The sequence below is a fragment of the Xanthomonas sp. 4461 genome (assembly GCF_024806475.1).
GTDB classification, from domain to species: Bacteria; Pseudomonadota; Gammaproteobacteria; order Xanthomonadales; family Xanthomonadaceae; genus Xanthomonas; species Xanthomonas arboricola_F.
The window spans coordinates 73,145-99,444 of the sequence record NZ_JANTYV010000001.1; the positions used below are offsets into that span (position 1 = coordinate 73,145).

The 26,300-nt window shown below is 67.5% G+C and carries 20 protein-coding genes, 1 tRNA gene and 1 pseudogene; 9 read left to right on the forward strand and 13 right to left on the reverse strand.

The genetic code is table 11. From position 1 onward, the window contains the following. Positions 1-23: 23 nt before the first annotated feature. The 5 genes from FHY19_RS00340 to FHY19_RS00360 form a co-directional block, all read right to left on the reverse strand. Positions 24-959, reverse strand: coding sequence for a DUF1684 domain-containing protein (locus FHY19_RS00340; RefSeq protein WP_259163755.1), 936 nt, complete (start codon positions 957-959; stop codon positions 24-26). Further along, the gene (mutL, locus tag FHY19_RS00345) at positions 959-2,830 is read right to left on the reverse strand and encodes a DNA mismatch repair endonuclease MutL (RefSeq protein WP_259160742.1); all 1,872 of its coding nucleotides are present in this window, start codon (positions 2,828-2,830) and stop codon (positions 959-961) included. Before mutL ends, FHY19_RS00340 begins: the two co-directional genes overlap by 1 nt. A 138-nt stretch (positions 2,831-2,968) precedes the next feature. Beyond that, positions 2,969-4,648, reverse strand: coding sequence for an N-acetylmuramoyl-L-alanine amidase (locus FHY19_RS00350; protein WP_259160744.1), 1,680 nt, complete (start codon positions 4,646-4,648; stop codon positions 2,969-2,971). Positions 4,649-4,718: 70 nt separating this feature from the next. Beyond that, a complete protein-coding gene (gene tsaE, locus FHY19_RS00355; protein ID WP_259160746.1) occupies positions 4,719-5,219 on the reverse strand; it encodes a tRNA (adenosine(37)-N6)-threonylcarbamoyltransferase complex ATPase subunit type 1 TsaE in 501 nt (166 codons plus the stop codon). Beyond that, on the reverse strand, positions 5,216-6,703 hold the full coding sequence (locus FHY19_RS00360; RefSeq protein ID WP_259160748.1) for an NAD(P)H-hydrate dehydratase: 1,488 nt from the start codon (positions 6,701-6,703) through the stop codon (positions 5,216-5,218). The genes tsaE and FHY19_RS00360 overlap by 4 nt, the downstream gene beginning before the upstream one ends. A 24-nt stretch (positions 6,704-6,727) precedes the next feature. Between FHY19_RS00360 and queG the strand changes: the two genes are divergently transcribed. After that, entirely contained in the window at positions 6,728-7,795 is a 1,068-nt protein-coding gene (gene queG, locus FHY19_RS00365; protein ID WP_259160749.1) for a tRNA epoxyqueuosine(34) reductase QueG, read from the forward strand. A gap of 54 nt (positions 7,796-7,849) precedes the next feature. Next, positions 7,850-9,187, forward strand: coding sequence for an exodeoxyribonuclease VII large subunit (gene xseA / locus FHY19_RS00370; protein ID WP_259150658.1), 1,338 nt, complete (start codon positions 7,850-7,852; stop codon positions 9,185-9,187). 483 nt (positions 9,188-9,670) lie between these two features. Here xseA and FHY19_RS00375 read toward each other — a convergent pair whose 3' ends face one another. Together FHY19_RS00375 and FHY19_RS00380 are read right to left on the reverse strand one after the other, a co-directional pair. Then, entirely contained in the window at positions 9,671-10,924 is a 1,254-nt protein-coding gene (locus tag FHY19_RS00375) for a virulence factor (protein ID WP_259160751.1), read from the reverse strand. Between the two features lie 145 nt (positions 10,925-11,069). After that, positions 11,070-12,941 carry an SUMF1/EgtB/PvdO family nonheme iron enzyme gene (locus tag FHY19_RS00380; RefSeq protein WP_326521096.1) on the reverse strand — a complete coding sequence of 624 codons (1,872 nt, stop codon included), beginning with the start codon at positions 12,939-12,941 and terminating at the stop codon, positions 11,070-11,072. Between the two features lie 93 nt (positions 12,942-13,034). On the opposite strand from FHY19_RS00380, the gene rnd reads away from it, so the two are divergent. After that, positions 13,035-14,129, forward strand: coding sequence for a ribonuclease D (rnd, locus tag FHY19_RS00385; RefSeq protein WP_259160753.1), 1,095 nt, complete (start codon positions 13,035-13,037; stop codon positions 14,127-14,129). A 95-nt stretch (positions 14,130-14,224) separates the two neighbouring features. Here the strand turns inward: rnd and FHY19_RS00390 are convergent. Beyond that, a pseudogene (locus tag FHY19_RS00390) lies at positions 14,225-14,389 on the reverse strand (DNA polymerase LigD); the annotation flags it as partial. A 331-nt stretch (positions 14,390-14,720) separates the two neighbouring features. On the opposite strand from FHY19_RS00390, the gene FHY19_RS00395 reads away from it, so the two are divergent. The 4 genes from FHY19_RS00395 (at position 14,721) to FHY19_RS00410 (ending at position 16,901) form a co-directional block, all read left to right on the forward strand. Then, entirely contained in the window at positions 14,721-15,122 is a 402-nt protein-coding gene (locus tag FHY19_RS00395; protein WP_046963655.1) for an H-NS family nucleoid-associated regulatory protein, read from the forward strand. Positions 15,123-15,208: 86 nt separating this feature from the next. After that, positions 15,209-15,284, forward strand: a tRNA-Ala gene (locus FHY19_RS00400). 152 nt (positions 15,285-15,436) lie between these two features. Further along, complete coding sequence (locus tag FHY19_RS00405; RefSeq protein WP_259150666.1) at positions 15,437-15,613, forward strand: hypothetical protein; 177 nt, start codon at positions 15,437-15,439, stop codon at positions 15,611-15,613. Between the two features lie 202 nt (positions 15,614-15,815). Beyond that, a complete protein-coding gene (locus FHY19_RS00410; RefSeq protein ID WP_259160756.1) occupies positions 15,816-16,901 on the forward strand; it encodes a diguanylate cyclase in 1,086 nt (361 codons plus the stop codon). 328 nt (positions 16,902-17,229) lie between these two features. Here the strand turns inward: FHY19_RS00410 and FHY19_RS00415 are convergent, their stop codons facing one another. Together FHY19_RS00415 and FHY19_RS00420 are read right to left on the reverse strand one after the other, a co-directional pair. After that, positions 17,230-17,739 carry a chemotaxis protein CheW gene (locus tag FHY19_RS00415; RefSeq protein WP_259160758.1) on the reverse strand — a complete coding sequence of 170 codons (510 nt, stop codon included), beginning with the start codon at positions 17,737-17,739 and terminating at the stop codon, positions 17,230-17,232. An 11-nt stretch (positions 17,740-17,750) separates the two neighbouring features. Then, positions 17,751-19,409: a methyl-accepting chemotaxis protein gene (locus FHY19_RS00420; protein WP_259160760.1), complete on the reverse strand. Its 1,659-nt coding sequence runs from the start codon at positions 19,407-19,409 to the stop codon at positions 17,751-17,753. A 298-nt stretch (positions 19,410-19,707) separates the two neighbouring features. On the opposite strand from FHY19_RS00420, the gene FHY19_RS00425 reads away from it, so the two are divergent. Continuing rightward, the gene (locus tag FHY19_RS00425) at positions 19,708-20,328 is read left to right on the forward strand and encodes a DNA-3-methyladenine glycosylase (RefSeq protein WP_259160761.1); all 621 of its coding nucleotides are present in this window, start codon (positions 19,708-19,710) and stop codon (positions 20,326-20,328) included. On the opposite strand, the gene FHY19_RS00430 is transcribed toward FHY19_RS00425, so the two are convergent. Further along, the gene (locus FHY19_RS00430; RefSeq protein ID WP_259160763.1) at positions 20,268-24,662 is read right to left on the reverse strand and encodes a DEAD/DEAH box helicase; all 4,395 of its coding nucleotides are present in this window, start codon (positions 24,660-24,662) and stop codon (positions 20,268-20,270) included. The genes FHY19_RS00425 and FHY19_RS00430 overlap by 61 nt on opposite strands. Positions 24,663-24,881: 219 nt before the next feature. Between FHY19_RS00430 and FHY19_RS00435 the strand changes: the two genes are divergently transcribed. Further along, positions 24,882-25,226, forward strand: coding sequence for a DUF3301 domain-containing protein (locus tag FHY19_RS00435; RefSeq protein ID WP_115046748.1), 345 nt, complete (start codon positions 24,882-24,884; stop codon positions 25,224-25,226). Between the two features lie 233 nt (positions 25,227-25,459). Here FHY19_RS00435 and FHY19_RS00440 read toward each other — a convergent pair whose 3' ends face one another. Together FHY19_RS00440 and FHY19_RS00445 are read right to left on the reverse strand one after the other, a co-directional pair. Then, positions 25,460-25,828 carry a hypothetical protein gene (locus FHY19_RS00440; RefSeq protein WP_259163762.1) on the reverse strand — a complete coding sequence of 123 codons (369 nt, stop codon included), beginning with the start codon at positions 25,826-25,828 and terminating at the stop codon, positions 25,460-25,462. A gap of 30 nt (positions 25,829-25,858) precedes the next feature. Further along, positions 25,859-26,299 (reverse strand): ClpXP protease specificity-enhancing factor, encoded by a 441-nt coding sequence (locus FHY19_RS00445; protein ID WP_259150676.1) that lies wholly within the window; start codon positions 26,297-26,299, stop codon positions 25,859-25,861. Position 26,300: the final 1 nt, after the last annotated feature.

Genomic DNA, 26,300 nt, shown 5'->3' on the forward strand with positions numbered 1-26,300 from the left:
CTCACCGGGTCCACCTCATCACGTCAGTGCGGCACCTTGTAGGTTTTCTCGCCGGCCGAAACCGCCAGGTCGATCCGGTTTTCCGGCGGCGGCAACGGGCAGGTTGCAAAGGGGGTAAACGCGCACGGCGGGTTGTAGGCGCGATTGAAGTCCACCACGACATGACCGGACGCATCCGGCACGTCCAGATCCAGGAAGCGCCCGGCCGGATAGCTGCCGTGCCCACTGGTGCGGTCGGCGAACACGACGAACGCCGGCCGCCCGGGTTCGCCGATCGTCTCCAGGCGATAGGTCTTGCCGTCGCGCTCGAATTCGACGGCGCCGGCATTGGATTGCTCGCTGCTGATGCCGACGATGTCCACGATCGGAATGGTCTTGCCGACATCGTTGGGGACGTAGCGTGCGTCGATGCGCCAGGAGGGATCTGTCGGCCAGTACTCCAGCCCGGCGAATTGGCTGCGCGATGGCGCGTCGGCATGCTTGACCCGCAGTGCGTAGCGGTCGCCGCGATGGATCAGGCTGAGCACGCCCTTGCCATCGTCGAAATGGATCAACGTGGGCTGCGGGTCGCGATCGGACTGGAAGCGGATCCTGCCAGCCAGCGGCTTGCCACCCACGGTAAGCGCGGCGCCACGTTCGGGCACGAACCACACCGCCCCGCCCTCGCTGGACACCATGCCCATCTTCGGCGGCCCGACCGCAAGCCGGATGCCGCTATCGGCGCTACTGCCGATGTAATGCGCCTTCAGCGACAGCCAATGCAGACCGACCAGGCTGGTCCAGCCATCGGGGGCACGCAGTTCGTTGATCCGGCTTTCGCGCCAGGCGGCATTGTCGGCCAGAAATGTCTTGTCCAAGGCAACCGGTGCGGCCGGTGGCGGCGCATCGCGCCCACATCCGACCAGCGTCGCGACCACCAGCATGCCGAGCAGCCAGCCCTTCCCCATGTGCACCGCCATCACCGCCCCCTGAGAAACCAACGATCGATATCGCTCAGCGTAAACCGAGCCCAGGTGGGTCGGCCATGATTGCACTGACCCGAGCGCTCGGTGGCTTCCATATCGCGCAGCAAGGCGTTCATTTCCGGCACGGTGAGGCGACGGTTGGCGCGCACCGCGCCGTGGCAGGCCATGGTCGACAGCAGTTCGTCGCGCGCGCTGGCGATGCGGCGGCTCTGGCCGTGCTCGCGCAGGTCGCCAAGCACATCGCGCAGCAACGCCTCCGGCTCGGCATTGGCCAGCAAGGCCGGAATACTGCGGACGTGCAGCGATTGCGGGCCGGCGCGGGTGATCTCGAAGCCCAGGCTCGCCAGCGTCTCGGCTTCGCGTTCGGCGGTGTCGGCCTCGCGCTCGCCCACTGCCAGCGTCATCGGCACCAGCAACGGCTGCGCATGCAGGCCGATGCTGTCGTGCGCGTTCTTGAGCCGTTCGTAGCCGATGCGTTCGTGCGCGGCATGCATGTCCACCACGATCAGGCCTTCGGCGTTCTCGGCCAGGATGTAGATGCCGTGCAATTGCGCCACCGCATAGCCCAGTGGCGGCACGCCGCTGTCTTCGGCCGTCGCTGGCAAACCGGCCCCGGAAAACTGCGGCACGCTGGCGGACTGCTGCGCATGGCCCGACGACGGCGCATACAACGCGCTATAGGCTGCGCGCGCTTCGTCCACACGCAGGCCCAATGGCGTCTGCGAGGGCGTCCAGTTGGCGTAGCTGCCCGAGCCGCCGCCACTGCCGGATGCGCCGGCATGGGTCGCGGAACCGCCGCTAACGAGGTTGCCCATTCCGCCAGCAGCCGCGTAGCCGCCGCCATCGCTGCCGATGCTGTAGGGCGTGGCGCCGGCGCGCGTCTGTGCCAGCGCATCCTGCAAGGTGCGATAGACGAAGTCGTGAATCAGCCGCGCTTCGCGGAAACGCACCTCGTGCTTGGCCGGGTGCACGTTGACGTCCACGCGCGCCGGGTCCAGCTCGAGAAACAGCACGTAAGCAGGCTGGCGGCCATGGAACAGCACGTCGCCGTAGGCCATCTTGACCGCATGCGCCACGCTGCGATCGCGCACCGAGCGGCCGTTGACGTAGAGATATTGCTGGTCGGTACTGGCCCGCGAGTAATGCGGTTGCGCGACCCAGCCATGCAACCGCAGGCCGGCGCCGCTGTGATCCACACGCAAGGCCTGCCGCGCGAAGTCCTCGCCCAAGGTTTCGCCCAGCCGCGCATCCGAATACAGATCGCCTGGCTTGTAGCGGCGCGACGGTTTGCCGTTGTGCGCCACGCGCAATTCCACATCCGGGCGCGCCAATGCCAACGAGCGCAGCCACTCTTCGATATGTCCGAGCTCGGTACGCTCGGCACGCAGAAACTTGCGCCGTGCCGGCACGTTGAAGAACAACTCGCGCACTTCCACCGTGGTACCGGGCGCATGCGCGTGCGGCGTCACCTCGCCAAGCCGCCCGCCTTCGATCTGCAGCGCCGAGCCGTGTTCGGCATCGTGCCGGCGCGAGATCAGCGTAAAGCGGCTGACCGAGGCGATCGAAGGCAAGGCTTCGCCGCGGAAGCCGAGCGTGGCGACGGTTTCCAGATCGTCCAGCGAGGCGATCTTGCTGGTGGCATGCCGCGACACCGCCAACGGCAGCTCATCGGGCGTAATGCCACCGCCGTTGTCGCGGATGCGGATCAGGCGCACGCCGCCCTCTTCCAGATCGATGTCCACGCGGGTGGCACCGGCATCGAGGGCGTTTTCGACCAATTCCTTGACCACCGACGCGGGACGCTCGACGACCTCGCCGGCAGCGATCTGGTTGATCAGGATCTCGGGCAACTGACGGATCGCCATCAGCGCGCGCTTGAGCGCTGGCAGCGCAAAACAGGGTGGATGTCGGGGGTGGCAGGCAAGACGAACGTCGGCACGGCAATCCGGCGGCGCGCAGGCGCCGTCGCTCAGGGAATCAGTGCGGAATGATAGCCGAGCGGGTCAGCGACTGCCGCCGGCCACGGTGCCGACGGCATCGGCCTCGGCCTGCGCGCGCGCGGCGAACAAGGTGCCCGGCGGCGGCTGACGGGTGAAGAAGGTATCGATGCCATCCAGCACGGCGGCGGCGATCTTGCGCTGGTAGGCCGGGTCGATCAGGCGGCGTTCTTCATCCGGATTGGAGATGAAGGCGGTTTCGACCAGCATCGCCGGCATGTCGGAGGTGCGCAGCACTGCGAAATTGGCGCGTTCCAGCTGTGGCTTGTGATTGTTGCCGATGCGCTTGAGGCCACCGAGCACATGGCCGGCGGCATCCTCGGAGGCCTTCATGTGGCCGCTCTGCGCCAGGTCCAGCAGCACATTGGCCAGCGTGCTTTCGGTCTGTTGCAGACGCACGCCACCGACCAGATCTGCGGCGTTTTCCTTATCGGCCAACCAGCGCGCGCGTTGCGATGAGGCGCCCTTGGTCGACAGCACGTAGACCGACGAACCGGTCGCACTGCGATTTTCTGCAGCATCGGCATGGATGGAAATGAAGATGTCGGCCTTCGCAGCCCGCGCCTTTTGCGCGCGCATCGGTAATGGAATGAACACGTCGGTGTCGCGGGTCAGGTACGCCTTCATACCGGGCGTGGCGTTGATCTGGCGTGCCAGTTCGCGGCCGACCGCCAGGGTCACGTCTTTTTCGCGCTTGCCGGTCGGGCCCATCGCACCCGGATCCTGGCCGCCGTGGCCGGGATCGATGGCGACGATCAACGGCCGCATGCCCGGCGCCATCTTGACGCGCGATGCCTCGCTGGGCAGCACCGGGCGCGGTGGCAGATCGTCGTCTGCAACGGCGCCGGGCGCAGTACCGGAGACCACGGCGCCGGCGCCGGCAACTGCCATCGGCGTGCTGCCGCCATTCAAAATTGCAGCGGCGGATGCACCGCCTGCGGACGTTGCACCGGCCGCAGGCGTGGCGGGATTCATGGCGACCCGATTGGCTGGATTGCCGACCGCAGCCGCCTGCGTGGCAGCAGCGGGCGTTCCCGGGCGCGGCGTCGGCACACCGGTGGCAACCGTGGTTGGCACGGCTGCGGGCGTGACCGTCGGCATCGCCGCCGCAGGCACGACGGCCGGCGCTGACGGCGGCGGCGGTGTTGACGGCACGGACAAGGCACGTTGCGCCGACGCGGCCAGGGCAGCGGTTGCACGCGCGGCTTCGGTCTGTGCGTTGAGCGGACGTGGCGGCGGCAGTGCGGCAGGCGTACTGGCCGCAACGGAAGTGGCAGCCGCAGGCGCCGGATCGCCCGGCCACTCGATCACAAGGATCGAAGCACTGCCCAGCGTCTGCATCTGCGGCTTGAGCGCGGTCACCGGGCTTGCCAGCTCGAACACCACCCGGAACGTGCCCGGCACCGGCTGCCCGGTGCGCACCGAGGTGACCAGGCCGTTGGCCGGCGGCAACTTCAAGCCACGTGCGGCTGCCGACTCCGGGAAATCCACCACCAAGCGATTGGGGTTGGCCAGCGACAGCGTCTTGAACCCGCCGCTACCGGCCAGCTGGATTTCTGCACGCGTGCCGGTGGCGCCGGTGCTGACGCCGACGCTCTTGATCTCGCCGGCCCAGGCAGCAAAAACCGCCAGGCTGAGGCTGGCGGTGAGGGCGGAAGCGCAGAAGTGTCGGATCCCCGGTGTCATGGCGCTGGATTCAATCATCCAACTGCGTGAATTGCAAGGTGATTTCCCTTAATAATCCGTAACCTGGCGTTCATTCTTCTTGTCCGCTGACAAAAAGGGGCTGCAACTCGGCCTGTTGGGCCGCGGCATGCAGCCAGTCGCGTCCGGCAGGGCTGCGGGCCAGCAGCCTTACGCTGCGCCCATCGCCATCCACGGCCAGTTCCACATCCAGATCCACCGGAGGCAGGATGCCTGCGCCGCGCTCCGGCCATTCGACCAGCCACAAACTGGCACTACCCTCGTCCAGGCCTAGGAAATCCAGCTCGCCGGCATTGCCGATGCGGTACAGATCCAGATGCCAGGCTTCGTCGCCGCTGCTCAGCGGATAACGCTCGACCAGGGTGTAGGTCGGGCTGCGGATCGGGCCGGTGACGCCAAGCGCGCGCAGCAACGCGCGCGCAAGCGTGGATTTGCCCGCGCCCAGGTCGCCATGCAGCTGGACCATGGCCGTGGCGGGCCGCACCGCTGCCAGGGCGCGGCCTAGCGTTTCGGTCGCCTCGGCGTCGGCCAGATGTGCATCGAGCTGATTCATGCGTCGGTTCCGGCATTGGCGAGGCGACGCAGCTGCGGCAGCAGATCGGTAGGCAACAGGCCGCGCTCGCCATCGCGCGCGGCCGCATCGCCGGCACACCCGTGCAGCAACGCGCCAAGGCTGGCGGCATCGAAGGCCGACCAACCCTGCCCCAGCAATGCGGCGATCACCCCGGTCAGCAGGTCGCCCATGCCGCCGACGGCCATGCCGGGGTTGCCGGCGTCGATGATGCGCGGGACCACATGCGGGGCAGCCACTACCGTGCCGGCCCCTTTGAGCACCACCACCGCATCGAAGCGCTGGGCCAGCGCGGCAGCGGCGGCCAGGCGATCGCGCTGCACCTGCGCGGTGGGCAGTCCCAGCAGCCGCCCTGCTTCGCCGGGATGCGGTGTCAGTACCCGCGGGCCGCGCCGTGGTGCGGCGGTGGCCGCCAGCAGATTCAGGCCATCGGCATCGATGACCACGGCGCTGTCCGACCCCAGCACGCCCTGCCACAACGCCCGTGCCCAGTCGTCCTGGCCCAGTCCCGGCCCAAGCGCAACGACATTGGCGGCTCCGGCCAGTGCGGCGATGTCGTCGTCGGCCTGCGTGGCGCGCACCATGGCTTCGGGGCAACGCGCCAGCAGCGGGGTGACATGTTCGGCGCGGGTGGCGACCTGCACCAGCCCGGCGCCGCTGCGCAAGGCGGCTTCGGCGGTCAGCATGATCGCGCCGCCGCTGCCGAGATTGCCGCCCACGCACAGTACCCGCCCCGATTCGCCCTTGTGCGTATTGCGCCGGCGCGGCCGCAACTGCGTGGCCAATGCATCGATGCCCCAACCGTGTGCGGCCGGGTGTAGCCCATCGAAGGCGGAGGCCGGCACGTCCAGCGAGGCAATGCCGCGTTCGCCCGCATGGTCCAGTGCGTCGCCGGTATACAGGCCAATGTGCGGCACGATGAACTGCAAGGTGCTATACGCGCGCACCGCGGTCCCGAACGCCACGCCGTGGTCGGCATCGATCCCGCTGGGCACATCCAGCGCCAGCACCGGGGCGCCTGCCGCGTTGATAGCCTCGATCAACGCGGCAGTCTGCGCATCCGGGGCGCGGTTCAGGCCGATGCCGAACAGCGCATCGACGACGACATCGGCCTGCGCCAGCGCGTATGGAAACAGCTCGATCGCACCGCCAACCGCCAGATAGTCGGTGCAGGCGCGCTGGGCCAGCGCCGAGGCCGGGCCGTGCTCGGGCAGATGCACCACGCACACTCGGCGCCCGGCCCGCTGCGCCAGCCGTGCCAGCACGTAGCCATCGCCGCCGTTGTTGCCGGTGCCGCACACCACCACGATGCGGCGCGCCTGCGGCCAGCGTTCCAGCAACCATTGCCAGGCCGCCTGCCCGGCGCGTTGCATCAAGGTGTAGCCATCGCCACCCAGCAGCGTGGTGGCCTGCGCATCGAGCGTGCGCGCGGCAGCGGTGTCGTAAAGAGCGAGCGGTGCGTACATGCCGGGAATTCTATACTTGCCGCCATGTCTGCCGCCGTCACCCGCCCCGACCCCACCGACGCTGCCGCGCGCATCCGTGCGCTTGCACGCGAAGCGGGCTTTCAACGCTGCGGCATCACCGGTATCGAGCTGGGCGAAGACGAGGCGCACCTGCGCAGCTGGCTGGAAGAAGGCCTGTACGGAACGATGCACTGGATGGCCCAGCACGGCGACAAGCGCTCCCGCCCGCAGGAACTGGTGCCGGGCACCTTGCGGGTGTTGTCGGTGGGCATGGATTACGGCCGCAAGGACGACAGCGAGGCCTGGACGACCTTGCACGATGGCACCCGTGCTTACGTGGCGCGTTATGCACTGGGCCGCGATTACCACAAGTTGATGCGCAACCGGCTGCAGAAACTGGCCGAGCGCATCCAGGGCGAGATCGGTGCGTTCGGCTACCGCGTGTTCGTCGATTCCGCTCCGGTGCTGGAGCGCGCGCTGGCGCGCAACGCAGGGCTGGGCTGGATCGGCAAACACACTTGCCTGATCGACCGCAATGGCGGGTCTTGGTTCTTTCTGGGCGAGATCTACCTCGATCTGCCATTGCCCATCGACACGCCCGCCACCGCGCACTGCGGCACCTGCACGCGCTGTATCGACATCTGTCCGACCCAGGCCATCATTGCGCCGTATCGGCTGGATGCGCGCCGCTGCATCGCCTATCTCACCATCGAGCACGATGGCCCGATTCCCGAAGACATGCGCAAGCCGATCGGCAACCGCATCTTCGGCTGCGACGACTGTCAGCTGATCTGCCCGTGGAACAAGTTCGCCCAGCGCACCGACGAGGCCGACTTCCGCGCCCGCAACGAGTTGGATGTGGCGACGCTGCCGCAGCTGTTTGCCTGGGACGAAGCCGAGTTCCTGCGCCGTACCGAAGGCAGCCCGATCCGCCGCAGCGGCCACGCGCGCTGGCTGCGTAACATCGCCGTGGGCCTGGGCAATGCGCCAGGTACGCCGGAGGTATTGGCGGCACTGGAAGCGCGTCGCCACGATGCCTCCGAGCTGGTGCGCGAACACGTGGGCTGGGCACTGGCACAGCACGGTCTTTGACGCACAGACCAACGCGCTCCCCCATGGCGTGCGCCACTACGGGATAATGCCGCGATGGCCGACCGCAACCAACAGATCCTCACTCCCAGCCAGCTCAATACGCTGGCGCGCGACCTGCTGGAAGGAAGCTTCCCGCTGGTGTGGGTGGAAGCCGAACTGAGCAGCGTCACCCGCCCGTCCTCGGGCCATCTGTATTTCACGCTCAAGGATGCGCGCGCGCAGATCCGCTGCGCGATGTTCAAGCCCAAGAGCACCTGGTTGAAGTTTCAACCGCGCGAAGGCCTGCGCGTGCTCGCACGCGGCCGTTTGACCCTGTACGAGGCACGCGGCGACTACCAGCTGGTGCTCGACCATATGGAGGAAGCCGGCGAAGGCGCGTTACGGCGGGCCTTCGACGAACTGCGCGCGCGGCTTGCGGCAGAAGGCCTGTTCGATGCCGAGCGCAAGCAGCCCTTGCCTGCCCACGTGCGGCGGCTGGCGGTGATCACCTCGCCCAGCGGCGCAGCGGTGCGCGACGTACTCAGCGTGCTGGCGCGGCGCTTTCCGCTGCTGGAAGTGGATCTGTTGCCGTCGCTGGTGCAAGGCGACAGTGCAGCAGCGCAAGTCACCTCGCTGCTGCAGCGCGCCGATGCCTCCGGGCGTTACGACGTCATCCTGATCACCCGTGGCGGCGGCTCGCTGGAGGATCTGTGGGCGTTCAACGACGAACGCCTGGCGCGTGCGATTGCCGCCGCGCAGACGCCGGTGGTGTCGGCGGTCGGTCACGAGACCGACTTCAGCCTCAGCGATTTTGTCGCCGACGTGCGTGCACCGACGCCGTCGGTGGCGGCCGAATTGCTGGTGCCCGACCAGCGCGAACTGGTGGCACGGGTGCGGCGCGCGCACGCGCGCATCGCCCAGCTGCAGCAACATGCCTTGGGCAATGCGATGCAACGCGCCGACCGGCTGGCATTGCGCTTGCGTGCGCATAGCCCGCAGGCGCGCTTGCAGCTGCTGCAGCGCCGCCAGGAAGAGGCCGGCCGGCAGTTGCGAGCGCGCATGACCCAGCTGCTGGAACGTCTGCAGGCCCGCGTACAACGCGGGCAGACGCACCTGCAGGCGCACAACCCGCAACGCAATCTGGCCAGTTTGCAGCAGCGCCTGCGCGCATTGCACCCGCAGGCGGCCATGCAACGGCGGCTGCAGCACGATCAACTGCGATTGCGCGGGCTGGCGCGCTCGCTGGAAGCGGTCAGCCCGCTCGCCACCGTGGCGCGCGGTTACGCCATCGTGACCCGCTCCGCCGATGGCGGCGTGGTGCGCAGCGCCGCCGACGTGACGCCAGGCGAGCGCCTGCGTGCGCAACTGGCCGATGGCAGCATCCAGGTGCGCGTCGAACGCGGCGATGACTGAGAGCGGCTGAAAAACCTAGCGAGCGCTTGCCTGTCAGTGAGTGCAGCGGTTTTGTCGGCCGCGCCTTGGTGGATGCAGTCAGACGTGCAGATCAACCGCTGAGTGAGTCGAATGCGCGGTGCCCTCACCGCTTGCAGGACACGCCGTGAACCCGTCCCTGGGACCGGGTGGCGGCATCCATGCCGCCACCCGGTCCCGCAATCGGCGAGGACACCGCACCAGAGAGTGAGTCGGTTGCTTTGTTGAAAACATGCACACCGACACTCTGACTGGTCCTTGCCCGCCCACCGTCGCGGGACCTTAAGCTGCATGGATGCCGCGCTAGAGCTTGCAAGGACGTACTTGCAGCGTGTCCCGCGAGGGTGGGCGGGCAAGGGCCCTGCAGCAAACTCGCAGATCAGCTGCTCCAAACGTGATGTATCCAAGGTGTTCGATCACTCCACCTGTCAACCAGCTCGTGTGCCGTTGGCATCGCGTCGCCCCTCACCCCCGGCTGGGCCTGGACGTCTGCACCGCATGCTGCCAGCCTTGCATCAGCACGCCGGCCAGCACCACCGGATCGTGATCGAAGTGATGCCCACCGGGCCGCATCACGACGTCCACGCCTCGCGTACGCAGCTCCGGGCACAGCGTATCTTTTTCTTCGCTGCCGTAGATGCACTGCAGACGCTGCGCATCCAGCGACTGGATCGCAGGCTCGACATCGCGCTCGGCATCGTTGTGCCAGCCCAGCCAGCCGCCGACACGGACCTTGAAGTCGGCCTGGTGGGCAAGCCCCAGCAGGCTGACGAACTGCACCGAGGCGCGCCGCTGAGGCGAGATTTCCGGATAGGCGAACGGCAGCACGTCGGCGCCGAACGAGTAACCGACCAGCGCCACGTGCTGAATATGCCAGCGTTGCTGGTAGGTGGCGATCACCCGGTCCAGATCCGCGCCCACCTGCTGCGGGGTACGGCTGGCCCAGAAGTAGCGCAGGCTGTTCCAGCCCACGACGGACACGCCCTGCTGCTGCAACTGCGCGGCAATGCCCTTGTCCAGCTCGCGCCAGCCGCCGTCGCCGGACAGCATCACCACCAGCCTGTCGCTGCCGGGTGCGTGCATTTCGACCAGCGGCAGATCGCCAAGACCCTGCGCCTGCGCTGCCTGGAAATGGCCGCGCGTGGCTGCAGCAATCTGCATCGGGCTGGCATCGTCGACCAGATCGTCCAGGAAGCCCTGGTTGGCATCGGGCATATCGCGCGAACAGGCCAGGCCCGCATCCTTGGTGCCGGCGTCGGCCACCACCGCACCGCCGAGCACGTCCGGCGCCGCAGACGCCAGAGCCTGACGCGCCAGCACGGCGCCATCGCCCTGCCCCACCAGCACCGGCGGCAGGAACGCATCCACGTGTTCGGCACGCAGCACTTTCTTGCCCAGCCGCTCGGCGTCGTCGGCCAGCGAGCTGCACGCGGCGTGGTGCGAGCGCACGCGTTCGCGGTAGCTGGCGGTATCGATCACTGCCACCAGCGCGCCGTCGTTGCTCAGCATGTCGGCCAGCTGCTGCGCCTGCTGCGGATGGCCGCTATCGGGCAACAGCACCACCATCGCCTTGGGCGCGCCTTCCGGACGGACCACTTCCACCGAGCGGTAATGCCCGGCGATGTTGCCGTCCTGCATATGCCGCGCCACGGCGAAGCCACTGCCGCCGATCAGCAGGATTGCCACGACCCAACGAAACAGTTTGATCCCCATGCCCATCGCAGCAGTCCTTCAGAAGCGCTGGCGCTTCGACCTCGGTCCGCGCCAACGGTTCCGGCCTGGAGCAGGCGAGTGTTCGCTGCGGTTAAGCCATGCGACCCAGCGCCACTCCGGCGCAACATTCCCCGCACCCCGCACCCCGCGCCTAGATCCCGCGTGCCAGCCGGAAGCCGATGCGCGCACTGGTGGTATCGGAGTCCTGCGATTGCCGCCAGGCCGCGCGCGTCTGCTGCGGCGAATTGGCCCAGCTGCCGCCACGGATCATGCGCTGCCGGCAGCCCGGGTTGAACCACGCCGCGCCGTCGGCCGGTGCCCGCCGGTAACTGGCGTGCCAGCAATCGGCCACCCACTCGCTCAGGTTGCCGCCCATGTCGTGCAGGCCCCAGGCGTTGGCGCGGAAGCTGCCCACCGGTGCCGGGCCCCAGAAGCCATCGCCGTAGCCGACAAAGCCGTTATTCCAGTGCCGGCCGCTGCGCGAGACGTCGTTGCCGCCGGTGAAATTGCCCGCATCGCGCGGTGGCGAGCCGGCATTGCCCCAGGGATAGCGCCCGGTGGTGCCGGCGCGCACCGCGTACTCGAACTCGGCCTCGCTGGGCACGTGGTAATGACGTCCGGTCTGTTCGGACAGCCATGACGCATAGGCTTCGGCGTCGCGGATGCTGACATGCATGACCGGGCTGTTGGGCGCGGCCTGCGCGCCGTTGTAGTCGGACTGCCAGTCCACGCCGCTGCGGCGGATGAAATTGCCGCTGCGCTCGTCGTACACCACTGAATGGCCGCGCCGGGTGGCGCGAGGACGCGCGCCGGTGGCTTCGACGAATTGACGGAACTCGGCCACCGTCACCTCGGTGATCGAGAGCGCGAAGCCGCGCGCAAAGCGCACGTAATGCGCCGGGCGCTCGGTGTCGGATGCGCCCGGTTCGGCATCGCCCGCCCCCATCTGGAACGCGCCATGCGGCACCACGATCATCTGCGGCCCGCGGCCACCGACCTTGAGCCCGTCGGTGAAGACCTGTCCGGGGCGGAAGCTGCCGTAGTGGGTGGCCAATTCCAGGCGACGCCGCAGATCGCCGGCCATCGGGTCGCCGGGGTCGGCAATGCGCAGCACTTCGGCGAGTTTCTCGCCTGCGGCCTTGAGCCCGCGCGGCGAGGTCAGATCGTGAAGCCCGGCATCGTGCAAGGCCGCGATCTGCCCGCGCCGGGTGCGCTCGATGCGCGCGCGTGCGTCGGCGATGGTGGGCGCGCGGTCGCGCACCTGCCCGGCCATCTGCAGCCAATAGCGCGCGCCGATGAAATCGGTGGCGTCGGCAGCCAGTTCGGCACGTTCCAGCAGGCCGCTTTCCACGGCAGCCAGTCCCTGGCGTGTGCGTGGGTTGTCCGGGTCCAGCTGCGCGGCGTCGCGAAAATTCGCCAGCGCGCCATTGCCGTCTTCGCCCAGGCGACCACCGCGCAGGTCTTCTTCACCGGCGCGATTGAAACCGAGCACGCGTTGCGCAGTTTCCACCTCGCTCTGCAAGGCGCGTACCTTCGGGTCCTTGGGTGCGAGCGCCAGGGCCACGATGGCGAGCTCGCGCGCCTGTTCGAGCGCATCGTCCTGCCGATCGGTCTGTGCAACCAGCGCCCGGCCGCGTTCGATCAAGCGGGCGCGCGCCTGTTCCAGGCCGCGCCGACTGGCCGCATCCTTGCCGCCGCTGCGTTGTTCGATTGCCAGGTACAACGGGATCGCAGCGTCCGCATCGCGATACAGGCGGTCGTCCTGCAAGGCCTGGTCGGCGCGCTTGCGTGCCTGCGCCACTGGCTCCTCGCCCAGATCCACCGTCGGCGGTTGCCACTGCGCGACCGTCTCGGCGGATTCTTCGCCACCGATGGACACATTCGGCTTGCTCGCTTGCGTGGGCGCTACCGGCTGTCGCGCAGCGGCAGGCGCCGGCGCCGGCGCGGGGGCACGCGAACAGGCGCATATGCTCAGCACGACCAATGCCCACGCCGCGATCCGGTTGCCGCACTTGCCCACCACCTGCTCCTTCCAGTGCTCTGCCGCACGACAGGCGATCGCGACGTTAGGCTATTCTGCGCGTTCTGCGCAAACCTCGCTGTCGACGGAAATCACGTGCCCCATTGGATCACCCACCCCTCCGAGCTGAGCGAACGCCTGCAGGCATCGCGTCCGTCCCGCATTGGCCTGGATACCGAGTTCATTCGCGAACGCACCTATTGGCCGCAACTGGCGCTGGTGCAGATGGCCATCGGCGAGGAGATCCTGTTGATCGACCCGCTGATCCCGGGCATGAACGAAGCGCTCAAGGAGTGGTTGACCGCCACCGACATCGTCAAGGTGATGCATAGCGCCAGCGAGGACCTGGTCACCTTCAAGTGCGCATGCGGCGTCTTGCCGCGGCCGTTGTTCGACACCCAGATCGCTGCCGCGCTGGCCGGTATAGGCGGCGGCATGGGCTATCAGAAGCTGGTACAGGAAGTGACCGGCACCTTGCTGAGCAAGGGCGAGACGCGCTCGGACTGGATGCGTCGCCCGCTGTCGGCATCGCAACTGGAATACGCCGCAGATGATGTGCGTTACCTGTTCGCGATTCACGACGAGCTCACCGCCCGCCTTACCGTACAGGATCGCCTGGGCTGGCTGGCCGAAGACGCCGAGCGCCTGCTCGCCACGGTCGAGCACGATGACGGCGAGCGCTGGCCGCATGTAAGCCTGCGCACTGCACAGTTTCTGGAGCCGGCGGCGCAACGTCGGCTGCTGCGGCTATTGCGCTGGCGCGACCTGCAGGCGCGTCAGAGCGACCGCCCGCGCAGCTGGATCCTGGACAACGAACTGGCCAGCCAGCTGGCGCGGTTTCCGCCGGCCGATCTGGACGCACTGCTGCGCCAGTTCGACAAGTTTCCCAAGGCGCCACGCAAACTCGCCAATGCGGTGTGGGACGCGCTCAACACGCCGTTGCCCGACGAAGACACCGCACCGCTGGCGCAGGCCGCCACCGACGGCAACAAGGCCGTGCTCAGGCGCTTGCAGGATGCGGTGGCGCAGCGCAGCCGCGAGCTTGGCTTACCGGATGGTCTGCTCGCCTCGCGCCGGCATCTGGAAACCCTGATCGAGCAGCACAGCTGGCCCGCTGCACTGGGCCAGTGGCGTCGCCAGATGCTGGAAGCGCAGCTGATGCCGTTGCTGGCCGACACCACGGCGCCATAAGCCCCGCGTGAGGCGAACGCAGACGACAACAGCCCGCAGCGATGCGGGCTGTTCCCAGGTGCGGTGCGCTGCTGGCGACGCGTTCGGGTCAATCCTTGCCTTGCCCAACGGGCCAGGTCTTGCTGAAGACGATCGATCCCTGCCCCCGGGCCCTTGCGCCGACGCCGCGACTTCTCCGGCACATCGCGCAAGCTGAAGCCATCGATACGGTGCAGCCTGGATCATTCCGACCACGGCAGCGGCAATGCGACCGACGCACCGTCCCCAAGTGTTCATCGCATGCGCCTTGCTCCGGAACCGCAGCGCATCGATTCCGTCGACAACAAAGCGATCGCAGGCGCGTAAGCCGGTGCTTCACGTGTCCTCGCTCGTTGCGTGCTCCTGTATCTTCATGGCCGGGGTCGCTGGCCTGCGTGTAAGCTGGGCAGCGCCCGCAACGACAATGCGAAAGCGGCCGAGCAGCGCTTGTGAAAAGGCTGTTCACGCCACGTGCAAGCACCAGCACACGCAGCGGTCTCCCCCGGGCCGCATGCCATAATGGCGCTCGCCCTAGGGCGGCGTCTCCACTCTTTATTCCGAGGCCATACCTCTGTGAGCAATACTTCTTCGAAACTGGATTCCATCGCGCAAGCCAAAGCCAAGCTGCTGGACGAGCTGCAGAAGCTGGAAGAACAGGAGAAAACCGAGCGCGCGAGCGAGGCATCCTCTGCGCATGCCACCATCGTGTCGCTGCTCGAGCAGTTTGCCGGCCATTTCAACACCAAGCAGCGCAACGATATCGCGGCCTATCTGGGCGCCACCTCTGCGCGCAAGGAAGTGGTCAAGAGCGGCCGTAGCGAAGTGAAGCCGAAGTACGAACTGCCGCACACCGGCGAGACCTGGTCCGGCCGTGGCCGTACCCCGAAGGCCTTCGCGGCCTGGGAAGGCTCGGTGTCGTACAAGGAATGGAAGGCCAAGAACCCGGACCTCAAGTTCCCGCTGGTGCGCGAGTAATTCCTGGCGCTGGTGCGTCGGTTGGCGTGGTCCGCTGCCGGCCGCATTGGCGAACCGCGCGGCATGTGGTTAGAATCCAGGCACGTGGGGCGGTAGCTCAGCTGGGAGAGCGTCGCGTTCGCATCGCGAAGGTCGAGGGTTCGATCCCCTTCCGCTCCACCACCGCATCGAACCAAGAGCCTCGGACATCCACGTCCGGGGCTCTTTCGTTTCTGCCGATGCAAGCCAGCCGGAAGGCCGGGGTGCAGGCCATGCCGCCGGTATCACATCGCGCGCGCTAACGTCCGCCTCTCCATCACAGCGGACCCTTCGCCATGAGCAACCAACAGCGCCAACCCGACAATGCCGGCGACGACGCCAGCGGCGTTTCCGACAGCCAGGAATCGCGCAAGCAGGACGAGGCGGCCAAGCAGCGTCCGGGCCAGGAAGACCTGAAAGTGCATGACGAGCACAGCCGCCGCCCCAAGGGCAATGCCGGCCAGGGCGAATGACTGCCATGCCCGAGGCTGGCAGGACTGCGGCGTCGGAGTGGAATCGCCAGCGCTTACCGCCGCCTGCCGATGTGGCAAGATCTTCAAACGTCGGCCGCCGGGGGTAGCCGACGTTTCAACGGACGGTATGGCGCACGCGATGGCAGCGACCATTGATGCAGACATTTGATCGCCTTGACGGCGCTTGTTGCAAAGGCCTTGCATGCAGCTTCCAGACGCACCCGCGTTGCACCTGATCCACGCGACCTTGTTGCCGGGCGACGTTGGCGCCTTGCTGGGTGCGCGCGCACCGGCCAATGAAGACGAGCGCCTGGCCACGCTGCACGCCTACCGGCTGCTGGATACCGCGCCCGAGCCGCAGTACGACGCGCTGGCCGCCGATGCCGCTGCGCTATGCCGCACGCCGATGGCGCTGATCTCGCTGGTCGACACGCAGCGGCAGTGGTTCAAGTCCAGGATTGGGATGCAGCCGAGCGAGACGCCACGCACGCTGTCGTTCTGCGCCCACGCCATCCTTGCGCCCGATCAGCTGATGGAAGTGGCCGACACGCATCTGGATGCGCGCTTCGTCAACAACGCGCTGGTCACCGGCGAGCCGCAGATCCGCTTCTACGCCGGCGCCCCGTTGCTGACGTCCGATGGCATTGCGCTGGGTACCTTGTGCGTGCTCGATCGCACGCCGCGGCGGCTGTCCGGTGCCGAGCGCGATGCGTTACGGGCACTGGCGCGGCAGGTGGTGGACACCATCGAATTACGGCGTGCGGCCGAGCTGGTTGAGCTGGATGGGTTGCGCGATACGCTCACCGGTCTCTGGAACCGTGCAGGGTTGGAGCATGGCTTGCAAATGCTGCAAGACCCATGCGCCGCAGGGTCGGAGCAGTCGCTGGGCTGTTTGCTGATCGATCTGGATGGCTTCAAGCGGCACAAGCTGCAAGCCGGCGTTGCCGCAGCGGAAGCGACGCTGATGCAGGCAGCGAGACTGGTCGAAGCGCAGCTGCCGCCTGCCTCCATCGTGGCGCGGCTCGACTGCGATCGGTTGTGCGTGGCGCTGCCGGCTGCGGCAGCGCCTGCTGCCATGCAGGCTGCCGAAGACATCCGCCAGGCGGTCGAGACCGCACGCTGGCCCACCGGTACGCTGACCGTCAGCATCGGGGTGGTCGATGTGCCCGCCGGCGAGACGCTCGACAGCAACACCTTGCTGGCACGTGCACGGCATGCGCTGCAGGGCGCGATCTGCGCTGGACGCAATCGCGTGCAGCGGTTCAGCGGCTGGCATCTGCAAGGCTGATACCCGCTCGCGCTGCATTGCCTGAACTAACCTTACTTCGTGCAGTGAGCGGCAGTGGGCGCACGCCAGGCACGCCGGACCGCCCACACACGCAGCTGCGTGACGCGTGCATCGACGCGCCCTCGGAGATCTGAGCCAGAGTGCCACCGTACGACGCCAGTTGCGTGGGCAAAAAACGACGGGCGACCTGTTGCCTGCGTACGCTGCCCAACCGATGCGACCCGGTCACGGATCAAGGCGACTCACGCTGCGCAGTCTGCTCCCTGCACGCTGACAGTCGCCTGCACGCTCAATCGACCGACATGGCGCGCCATGACCTACACGCTACTCAGGCAGCCAGCGCGTCGGCGTTGCCGGCAATCTCGTCCACCTGCAGCACCTGCTCCATCTCCAGCAGCACCACGAAGCGCTCGCCCACCTTGCCCATGCCACGCAGCAGGTCGCGGCGGATATGCGTGCCGAAGGCCGGCGCCGCTTCGATGTCCTGATCGGCCAGTTCGATCACCGCGTTGACCGCATCGACCAGCACCCCGATCACCTGCGTGCCCTGCGCCTGCTCGGTGGACAGGATCACGATGCAGCTGCGCTTGTTGATGGCGCTGTCGGCACGCCCGAGCCGCGCCTGCAGGTCCACCACAGGCACCACTGCGCCGCGCAGGTTGATCACCCCGCGCACGCAGGCAGGCATCGATGGCACCGGCGTCGGGGTGCGGTACTGGATGATTTCGCGAATGCCAAGAATGCTGGTGGCGAAGGTTTCGCCGTCCAGCTGGAAGGTCAGGTACTGGGCCGCCGCATCGGCGTCGCCAGGCATCACATCGGGGGTCTGTGCAGTCATCGATCGGTCTCTCAGAAGCGGGCGAACTGGCCTTCGTCCGGGCCCTCGGACATCGCGTACGCCGGTGCGGCATTGCTGCGCCAGCCGCGCGTACCGGGCGCACGTACCGGGCGTGCGACCGCCGCCTTGCCGCGCTTGGGCGGCGTGCTCGCAGGCCCCTGCCCGCCCAGGCGGAAGAACGCCATGCTCTGCTGCAGCTGCTCGGCCTGCGCGCTCATTTCTTCGGCGGTGGCGGCCAGTTCTTCGGACGCGCTGGCGTTCTGCTGGGTGGTCTGGCTCAACTGCACCACCGCCGAGTTGATCTGGCTCACGCCCGAGGATTGTTCTTCGGATGCGGCGGAAATTTCCTGCACCAGATCCGAGGTGCGCTTGATGCTGGGCACGATGGTGTCGAGCAGGCGGCCGGCGCGGTCGGCCAGCTCCACACTGGAACTGGCCACCTCGCCGATTTCCTGCGCGGCCACCTGGCTGCGTTCGGCCAGCTTGCGCACTTCGGCGGCAACCACCGCAAATCCCTTGCCATGCTCGCCGGCACGCGCCGCTTCGATGGCGGCATTGAGCGCCAGCAGATTGGTCTGATAGGCGATGTCGTCGATGATGCCGATCTTCTGCGCGATCTGCTTCATCGCCTGGGTGGTGGCGACCACCGCTTCGCCACCTTCGATGGTTTCTCTGGCAGCCTGGGTGGCCATGCCATCGGTGATGCGGGCGTTCTCGGTGTTCTGGCTGATCGACGCGGTCATCTGCTCCAGCGAGGCGCTGGTTTCTTCCACGCCGGCCGCCTGTTCGCTGGCGGCCTGCGACAACGACTGCGCAGTGGCGCTGACTTCTTCGGAGGCGCTGGCCAGGGTCTCGGCGCTGGTGTTGACCTCGCCCACCACCTGCGACAGCTTCTGCACCATGGTACGCATGGCTTCGAGCAGCTGCGCGGTCTCGTCGCGACCATGCACGTCGATGCGCATGGTCAGATCGCCCTCGGACAAGCCGTTGGCGACCGTGACGGCGCGGCGGATCGGGCCGGTGACGCTGCGGCTGATCACCACGCCAAGCACCGCGCCGAGCAGCACGCCGCCGCAGATGATGGCCACCAGCAGTTTGGAACTGCGCGCGTGGATGGCGCCGGTTTCGGCGTTGGCCGAGGCCGCGCTGCGCTCGCGCAGGCCGCTCAGGTCCGTCATCAGGTTATCCACCTCATCCGAGCTTGCGCGGACCGCACGCGACAACGCGGCCAGTTCCGGATTGGCTTCGCGCAAGGCCTCACGGTTGGCGGCCTCGATGAAACGGCCGCGCTCGTCCAGATACTTCTGCCAGGCGCGGTCGAACTGCGCGAGCTTGTTCTTGCCCTCTTCGGTCTGGAAGCTGCCGCGCGCACGGGTCATGTAATCGACCACCTTGGCGGTGTACTTGTCGATGTTCTGCACATGCGACTGGCGCTCTTCCGCGCTGCTGGCCAGCAGCAGGTTGGCGCGCGCGCGGCCGGCATAGATCAGGTTGATGTTGGCTTCCTTGACGTTGGACAGGCCCAGCAATTCGCGCTCGTACAGCGAGGTCGACAGGTCGCTGATGCGTCCAGAGTTCGAATAGCCCACCCACCCGATGCAAGCGCCGATCGCCGAGACGAGCAGAAACGCCACGATCAGCCGGGTTCCGATTTTGAAGTTGCCTAACATTGGGGAGTTCTCTTGAGTGATGCGTGGGCTGCATGCGGTGCATGGGCAATCGACGGTGCTGCGCGTGCCGATCGCACGCTGCGGACTCGTCTAACCAATCGTTGATAGCTATCGGCGATGGCGAAACACGCTTGAGATGTAGCCCCTCGTACAGCGCCCATTTATGCAGACGGATATGCGGTTTTGTGACAGGGCTTGCGCTCCTGACCTGGCTTGTTCGGAAAAACCCTACCCCTGATTAACGGACCGTCCGGGACAGTCCGCAGAGACATCACGAGCGTGCGGCTAGACTGGCGCGATGCCGTACAGGACCCTGCCCCGCGCGTTCTACACACAAGATGCGCGCCAGGTTGCGCCGCGCCTGCTCAACAAGGTGCTGGTCAGCGCCGATGGCCGCCGCGGCCGCATTACCGAGATCGAGGCCTATTGCGGCAGCGAAGATCCCGCCGCCCATTCGTTCCGCGGCATCACCCCGCGCACCCAGGTGATGTTCGGTCCACCCGGACATCTGTATGTGTATTTCATCTATGGCATGCACTGGGCGATCAATGCGGTCTGCGGGGGCGCGCCTGGGCACGCTGTGCTGATCCGCGCACTGCAGCCGTTGGCCGGAGTGGAAGCCATGCAGGCTGCACGCGGCACGGCGCCGGCCAAGGCACTGACCACCGGGCCCGGCCGTCTGGCGCAGGCGTTCGGCGTGACTGCGGCCGATAACGGGCTGGACCTGACAGATGCCGACGCGCGGCTGTGGATCGAGGACGATGGCACCCCGCCGCCGACTGTGCCGCTCGCGACGCCGCGCATCGGTATCCGCAAAGCCATCGATCAGCCATGGCGCTGGGTGGTGCCCGACAGCGCCTATGTGTCGCGTCCGCTCCCGCGCGTGACCGGCACGCGGGCAGCGCTGACAGGCGACTGAGCCAGCCACTGCTCCATCGGCGTCAGCTCGGCCGCACCCGGCCCGCGTTGCAGGATGCGCAATGCCTGCTCGCCCTGTTCGGCAGTGAGCGCGTGCAACGGCTGGAAGCGATCGGCCACCCACACCGCCATCGGCAGGCCATCTAGCGATGCGACGCGATTGCCCGGCACACGTGCCACGCGCTCGCCGGGCAGGATGCTGCCCAACAGATTGCTCGGGTCGCTTGCGCTCACGCACACCCAGCGCTGCTGCGGCACCTGTGCGCGCACGCGACGCAAGGCCGCGATCGCATCCGGCAACGCGAACTGCTCGCCAGACAGGCCGGCGATGAAGCGGCCGCCACGGATTTCGCCGCGCGCTTCCAGGCGTTGATACATGCGCAGCAGTTCGCGCCAGGGCGGCAACCATGCCGCCTCGCGTTCGAGCAAGCGCCAGCACACCACGCCGTAGCGGCGCAGCAGCGTGCGCGCAACGTGTTCGAGCATCTCCTGATGCCGCTCGCCGGCTTCGGCCTGCGGCAGATCGGCCGGCGTACGCACCGGCGCCCAGCGCCCGGCATCGCGGATACCCAGGGCGCCGCTACGCCGCCGCTGACGCGAGAGCGCCGACGGCCGCTTGGACGCCGGTACCAGCAGCGCGCGCAGTCCGGCATAACTGTCGCAATGCGCACGGCCACGCATCACCAGTTCGCTCAAGGCATCTTCCAGTTCGGTGCTCATCAGGTGTGCGGCATCGGCGATCTCGTCGAAGAACAACGCGCCCTGCTGCTGCAGCACCTCCACCACGCGCTGCGCGCGCGACCCCAGCGGCGCGTCGTCTGCTGCGCGTGCCAGCCCGCTCCAGCGCTGCGCCTCGCGGCGTGGCAACAGCACGATCGGAGTGGCCCGCAGCGCGGCGCCGCTGCGCCCGCCGCCGGGGCGCAGGCGCGCCCACGTGGTACGTCCGGCGGTGCACAGTTCGTCCAGCCACGCGGGTTGATAGTCGCGCACACGCGCCGGCAGCACTTCGCTTTCCCACAGCACGGCCGGCGCTTCGAAACCTTCCAGTTGCCCGACAACGCCAGCCAACGCGTCCGGTCCGGCAACCCGGCTATCGCTGTACAGATGCTGCCACTCGAACAGGAAGCGCGCGTAATCGCGCTGCGACACCGGCTCGATCTCGCGCCGCAGACGCCCCAGCGTGTAGCGGTGGATGCGCGCCAGCAGATGGCGTTCGCACCACTCTTCCGACTGCGCGTGCGCACTGAACTGGCCGGCCATGACATAGCCCTCGCGCTGCAGTGTCAGCAACGCCAGCGCGATTTCGTCCTCGGGCAGGCGCAATGCGGCGGCCAATGCCGGCACCTGCGCCGGGCCAACCGCCGACAGGCGCCCGCGCAACAGCTCGCACACCGCCCAGTCGCGCTCCCAGTCGGCCACGCGGCAGTCATCCGGTGCCTGCAACGGCGGCTGCGCCGCTGCATGCGGATACAGGCGCATGAACCAATCGATGCGCTCGGCGCTGATCCACAGCGCCGGCGCGCCTTGCATGAGCAGGCAGCTGGCGCGGCCATCGGCGGCAAGCACGCTCAACCATGCCTGCCACTGCACATCTGCCGCCTCGGCGACCGGCAGCACGCCCAGCCCGACCAGGGCCTCGTGCATCTCTTCGGCATCGCGGGGCTGCGGCCAGGCTTCCTCGCGCACCGACGCGATGGCCAATGGGTCCAGCCGCCCAAGATCGTCGCCGCTCTGCGGGCTGTAGCGGCGGCTCTGCACGGCCTGGGTGCGGCGCTCTTCCAGCGGCGCGTCGTCCAGGAATGCGTACGGACGCGCATTCAAGGCTTCCGCCGCCAGCGGAGAGGGCGCCGCCAGATCGTGCGCCACCAGGGTGATGGCGCCCGATTCCAGCCCACGCAACACCTGCAGCCAGCCTTCACTGTCCATCGCCTGGTGCAGGCAATCGTCCAGCGTCTGCGTGACCAACGGATGGTCCGGCACCTCGCGCTCGCCGACCAGGTTCTCCGCACAGGCCACCTGATCCGGAAACACGGTCGCCAACAGGTCTTCGGACTTCATCCGCTGCAACTGCGGGACGACCTTGTTGCCGCCGGTGAAACGCGGCAACGCCATCGCATTGGTGGCGTTCCAGCGCCAGCGCACGCCGAACAATGGCGCATCCAGCAGCGCCTGGATCAGTACATGTTCGGCCGACGACGAATGCAGGTAGCGGCCAACCTCTTCCAGCGCAAAACTGTGGCTGGTGGACAGCGACAACACGATCGCATCCTCGGTCGCGGCTGCCTGCAATTCGAAATTGAAGGTGCGACAGAAGCGCTTGCGCAGTGCCAGCCCCCAGGCACGATTGATGCGGCTCCCATAGGGCGAGTGGATCACCAGTTGCGTGCCGCCGCTGGCATCGAAGAATCGCTCCATCACCAGGCACTGCTGCGTGGGCATGGCGCCCAGCGCCGCACTGGCATGCGCCAGATAGTCCACCAACTGCTGCGCTGATTCTGCAGAACAGCCAAGCGCACTGCATAGCCAATCGCGTGCCGCCCGGTGCGGTGCATTGTCGAGTCGGGAAGCAATCTCGCCGCGCAGGCGCGACACCGCCGCCGACAACTCGTCGCTGCGGCCAGGCGCTTCGCCCAACCAGAACGGGATATTCGGCGGTGCGCCTTTGGCATCTTCCACGCGCACGCGCCCGGCCTCCACACGCAGGATGCGGTAGCTGGCATTGCCGAGCTGGAACACGTCGCCGGTGAGACTTTCGACCGCAAAATCTTCGTTCACCGTGCCGATCTTTTCGGCCTGCGGCTCCAGCACCACACTGTAGTCGCCGGTTTCGGGAATGGTGCCGCCGGAGGTCAGCGCGGTCATGCGCGCACCGCGGCGCGCATGCAGCCGCCGATGCACCGCATCGCGATGCAGATACCCGGCCCGCGGCCCCAGCCGTGTGCTGAAGCCCTCGCACAGCATGCGCACCACACTGTCGAAGGTGGCGCGACTCAACTGAGCGAACGGCCATGCGCGCCGCATCAATGCAAACAGCGCGTCCTCGTCCCAGTCTTCGCATGCCGCCTCAGCCACGATCTGCTGTGCAAGCACATCCACCGGCGCCACTGGAATGCGCAGCGCATCCAGTTCGCCACGCCGGATGCCGTCCAGCAATGCCGCGCATTCGACCAGCTCGTCGCGGGTCTGCGGAAACAGCCGCGCCTTCGGCGTGCCGCCGACCTTGTGACCGGAGCGGCCGGCGCGCTGCAGGAAGGTGGCGATCGAGCGCGGCGACCCGAGCTGGCAGACCAGATCCACGTCGCCGATATCCAGGCCCAGCTCCAGCGAGGCGGTGGCCACCAGCACGGTGAGTTCGCCTGCCTTGAGCCGTTGCTCGGCCAGCAGACGTGTCTCGCGCGACAGACTGCCGTGATGGGCGGCAACGCGCTGCTTGCCCAATAGATCGCCCAGATGCCGCGCCGCACGCTCGGCCATGCGCCGCGTGTTGACGAACACCAGTGTGGTGCGATGCTGCTGCGCTAGCGCGGCCACGTCGGCATAGACCTGCAGCCATTGGTCGTTGGACATCACCACGCTCAGCGGCGTAGGCGGCAGCGCCAACGCCAGATCGCGCTCACGCGTGTAGCCGATATCGACGATCTCGCAGGGCGGCGCCGCACCGTCTTCGTCAACGCCGACCAGAAATTGCGCGACGGTTTCGATGGGTTTCTGGGTTGCCGACAAACCGACCCGCGTGATCGGCTGATCGGCAAGTCGCTGCAGCCGCTCCAACGTCAGGCTCAGATGGCTGCCACGCTTGTCCGCCGCCACCGCATGGATTTCATCGACGATGACCGTGCGCACATGCCGCAACGCACTGCGCCCGGATGCCGAGCCCAGCAGCACGTACAACGATTCGGGCGTGGTCACCAGGATGTGCGGCGGCACCCGCCGCGCCTGAGCCCGCTCGCGTTGCGGCGTATCGCCGGTGCGGACCGCCGTGCGCACTGCCACATCCGGCAGGCCGTCGGCAGCCAGGGCGGCGCGGATGCCCTGCAGTGGCGCTTCCAGATTGAGATGGATGTCGTTGGACAGCGCCTTCAACGGCGACACATACACCACCCGCGTCTGGTCGGACAGCGCACCGCCATTGTCCAGCCCGTCGCGGATCAGCGCATCGATCGCCGCAAGGAACGCGGTGAGCGTCTTGCCCGAACCGGTGGGCGCGGCCACCAGCGTATGCCGGCCGGCCTGGATCGCCGGCCACGCAGCAACCTGCGCCGGCGTGGGCGCAGCGAAGGTCTGCGCGAACCACGCAGCGACCACGGGATGGAAATGCTGCAGAACAGGATGCATGGGCGATGTCAGTAACGGATGGCCGGCCAAATGCGTTCAACCCGTAGATGTACTGTCAGATGGCGCTTCTGTGGCGCGGATGCAAGCCGGCGTCGGCAAGGCTGGTGAACCCATTCACGCACATTCACGGAAACATGGGGTGACCTCCTCCGCACGCTGATTGAGAACAGCGGCCGTCATGCGATTGTCGGGCAGGCGACGCCGTGGCACATTGGCGACATGCCCAGCCTCATCCTCTTCATGATTGCCGGCGCAGCGCTGTTCGCGTTCTGGAACTCGTCGCGTGCCGCAGCCGAACGTGCCGACATCCTCGGCCGCAATGCCTGCCGTGCGGCCGATGTGCAGTGGCTGGACCAGAGCGTGCATTCCACCAATCTGCGCGTCTGCAGACTGCCCAATGGCTGGCTGGGCTTCGAGCGCACGTTCCGCTTCGAGTATTCCTACGATGGCGCCGATCGCCACAGCGGCAAACTGGTGCTGCGCGGCGATCAGTTGATTGCGTTCACCGGGCCGCAGGTCGCGACGGTGCGGGCGCTGCATCCGGAGCATGAGCGGCTGGAGTGAGCAGGCTGCGCTGGCACCTGCATCTGGCAGGTGCCGATGTCTGTGGCTGATGCCGGCTTAGAGCGGGTGGCAGACGCAGTGAGCAGTCGCCAGCCCGGTGTGGACGACGCGCCAGGAACCGCAGGGTCTGCGTGACGCTGCCGAACAGGATTCCGGCCGCCGCCCGCGTGGCGACGAGCGCAGTCCTGTGTCAGCCGTTCCTAGGCGCGCTGTCGTCGTCGGTTGCCCTTGGCTCACTCCATCAGCCGACGAAGTGCATCCATCCACCCGGATCCGGCCGCTGCCGGGCCGTCCGGCACCGGCTCGTATCCGTTGCCCCGGCCGCTCAACCAGCGTAGCTGCTGCTTGCCCTCGCGACGCAGCTGCGCCTGTGCGAACAGGCACAGCGGGCGCAGCATGTCGGCCTTCTTCAACAGGCGCGACCTGCCATTTATCTCGATGCTGAGAAAGTGCGCTTCATCGGGCGTATCGACGTAGCTGCGCGCGACAAGACAGCGCCTGCCTTGCGCGAAACGATAAATGTCGTATTCGTAGTGGTAATCGACTGCGCCGGACGCATCCGGCGCACTGCAATCGACATGACGGGCGCGTTCCACCCGCACGGGAACGCGGCTGTCAGCCACCGTGCGCGCTTACTTGACCACGCGCAGGTGTGGGCGCTTGCCACCGCCGGGCGGCTCGTCGGGCGTCGGCGCGCTAGGCGGCGGTGCGCCGGGATCCGGCGGCTCGCTGCTGGTACCGGGGATGTCGTCCGGCAATGCCATGCCCTGCCCGGTTTCGCGCGCGTAGACCGCCAGCACGGCAGCCATCGGCACCATCACCGGATAGCTGACACCGCCGAAGCGCGCAGTAAAACTCACGCTCTCGTTGTCGACCTGCAGCCCGACCACGGCGCGCTCGGCGATGTTCAACACCACGCGGCCGTCCTTGACGGCACTGGCCGGTACTTGCACGCCGGGCAGTCCTGCGTCCACCAGAACGTGCGGGGTCATGCCGTTGTCGTTGATCCATTCGACCAAGGCCCGCAACAGATACGGGCGATGGCTGGTCATGCGGGGGAAATCTTCGCTCATG

What these genes read in the sequence shown, in the direction of transcription:
- FHY19_RS00340 (WP_259163755.1), bottom strand. Translation starts at nt 959, where the DNA reads ATGGCGGTGCACATGGGGAAGGGCTGGCTGCTCGGCATGCTGGTGGTC.
- mutL (WP_259160742.1), bottom strand. Translation starts at nt 2,830, where the DNA reads ATGGCGATCCGTCAGTTGCCCGAGATCCTGATCAACCAGATCGCTGCC.
- FHY19_RS00350 (WP_259160744.1), bottom strand. Translation starts at nt 4,648, where the DNA reads ATGACACCGGGGATCCGACACTTCTGCGCTTCCGCCCTCACCGCCAGC.
- tsaE (WP_259160746.1), bottom strand. Translation starts at nt 5,219, where the DNA reads ATGAATCAGCTCGATGCACATCTGGCCGACGCCGAGGCGACCGAAACG.
- FHY19_RS00360 (WP_259160748.1), bottom strand. Translation starts at nt 6,703, where the DNA reads ATGTACGCACCGCTCGCTCTTTACGACACCGCTGCCGCGCGCACGCTC.
- queG (WP_259160749.1), top strand. Translation starts at nt 6,728, where the DNA reads ATGTCTGCCGCCGTCACCCGCCCCGACCCCACCGACGCTGCCGCGCGC.
- xseA (WP_259150658.1), top strand. Translation starts at nt 7,850, where the DNA reads ATGGCCGACCGCAACCAACAGATCCTCACTCCCAGCCAGCTCAATACG.
- FHY19_RS00375 (WP_259160751.1), bottom strand. Translation starts at nt 10,924, where the DNA reads ATGGGCATGGGGATCAAACTGTTTCGTTGGGTCGTGGCAATCCTGCTG.
- FHY19_RS00405 (WP_259150666.1), top strand. Translation starts at nt 15,437, where the DNA reads ATGAGCAACCAACAGCGCCAACCCGACAATGCCGGCGACGACGCCAGC.
- FHY19_RS00410 (WP_259160756.1), top strand. Translation starts at nt 15,816, where the DNA reads ATGCAGCTTCCAGACGCACCCGCGTTGCACCTGATCCACGCGACCTTG.
- FHY19_RS00415 (WP_259160758.1), bottom strand. Translation starts at nt 17,739, where the DNA reads ATGACTGCACAGACCCCCGATGTGATGCCTGGCGACGCCGATGCGGCG.
- FHY19_RS00420 (WP_259160760.1), bottom strand. Translation starts at nt 19,409, where the DNA reads ATGTTAGGCAACTTCAAAATCGGAACCCGGCTGATCGTGGCGTTTCTG.
- FHY19_RS00425 (WP_259160761.1), top strand. Translation starts at nt 19,708, where the DNA reads ATGCCGTACAGGACCCTGCCCCGCGCGTTCTACACACAAGATGCGCGC.
- FHY19_RS00430 (WP_259160763.1), bottom strand. Translation starts at nt 24,662, where the DNA reads ATGCATCCTGTTCTGCAGCATTTCCATCCCGTGGTCGCTGCGTGGTTC.
- FHY19_RS00435 (WP_115046748.1), top strand. Translation starts at nt 24,882, where the DNA reads ATGCCCAGCCTCATCCTCTTCATGATTGCCGGCGCAGCGCTGTTCGCG.
- FHY19_RS00445 (WP_259150676.1), bottom strand. Translation starts at nt 26,299, where the DNA reads ATGAGCGAAGATTTCCCCCGCATGACCAGCCATCGCCCGTATCTGTTG.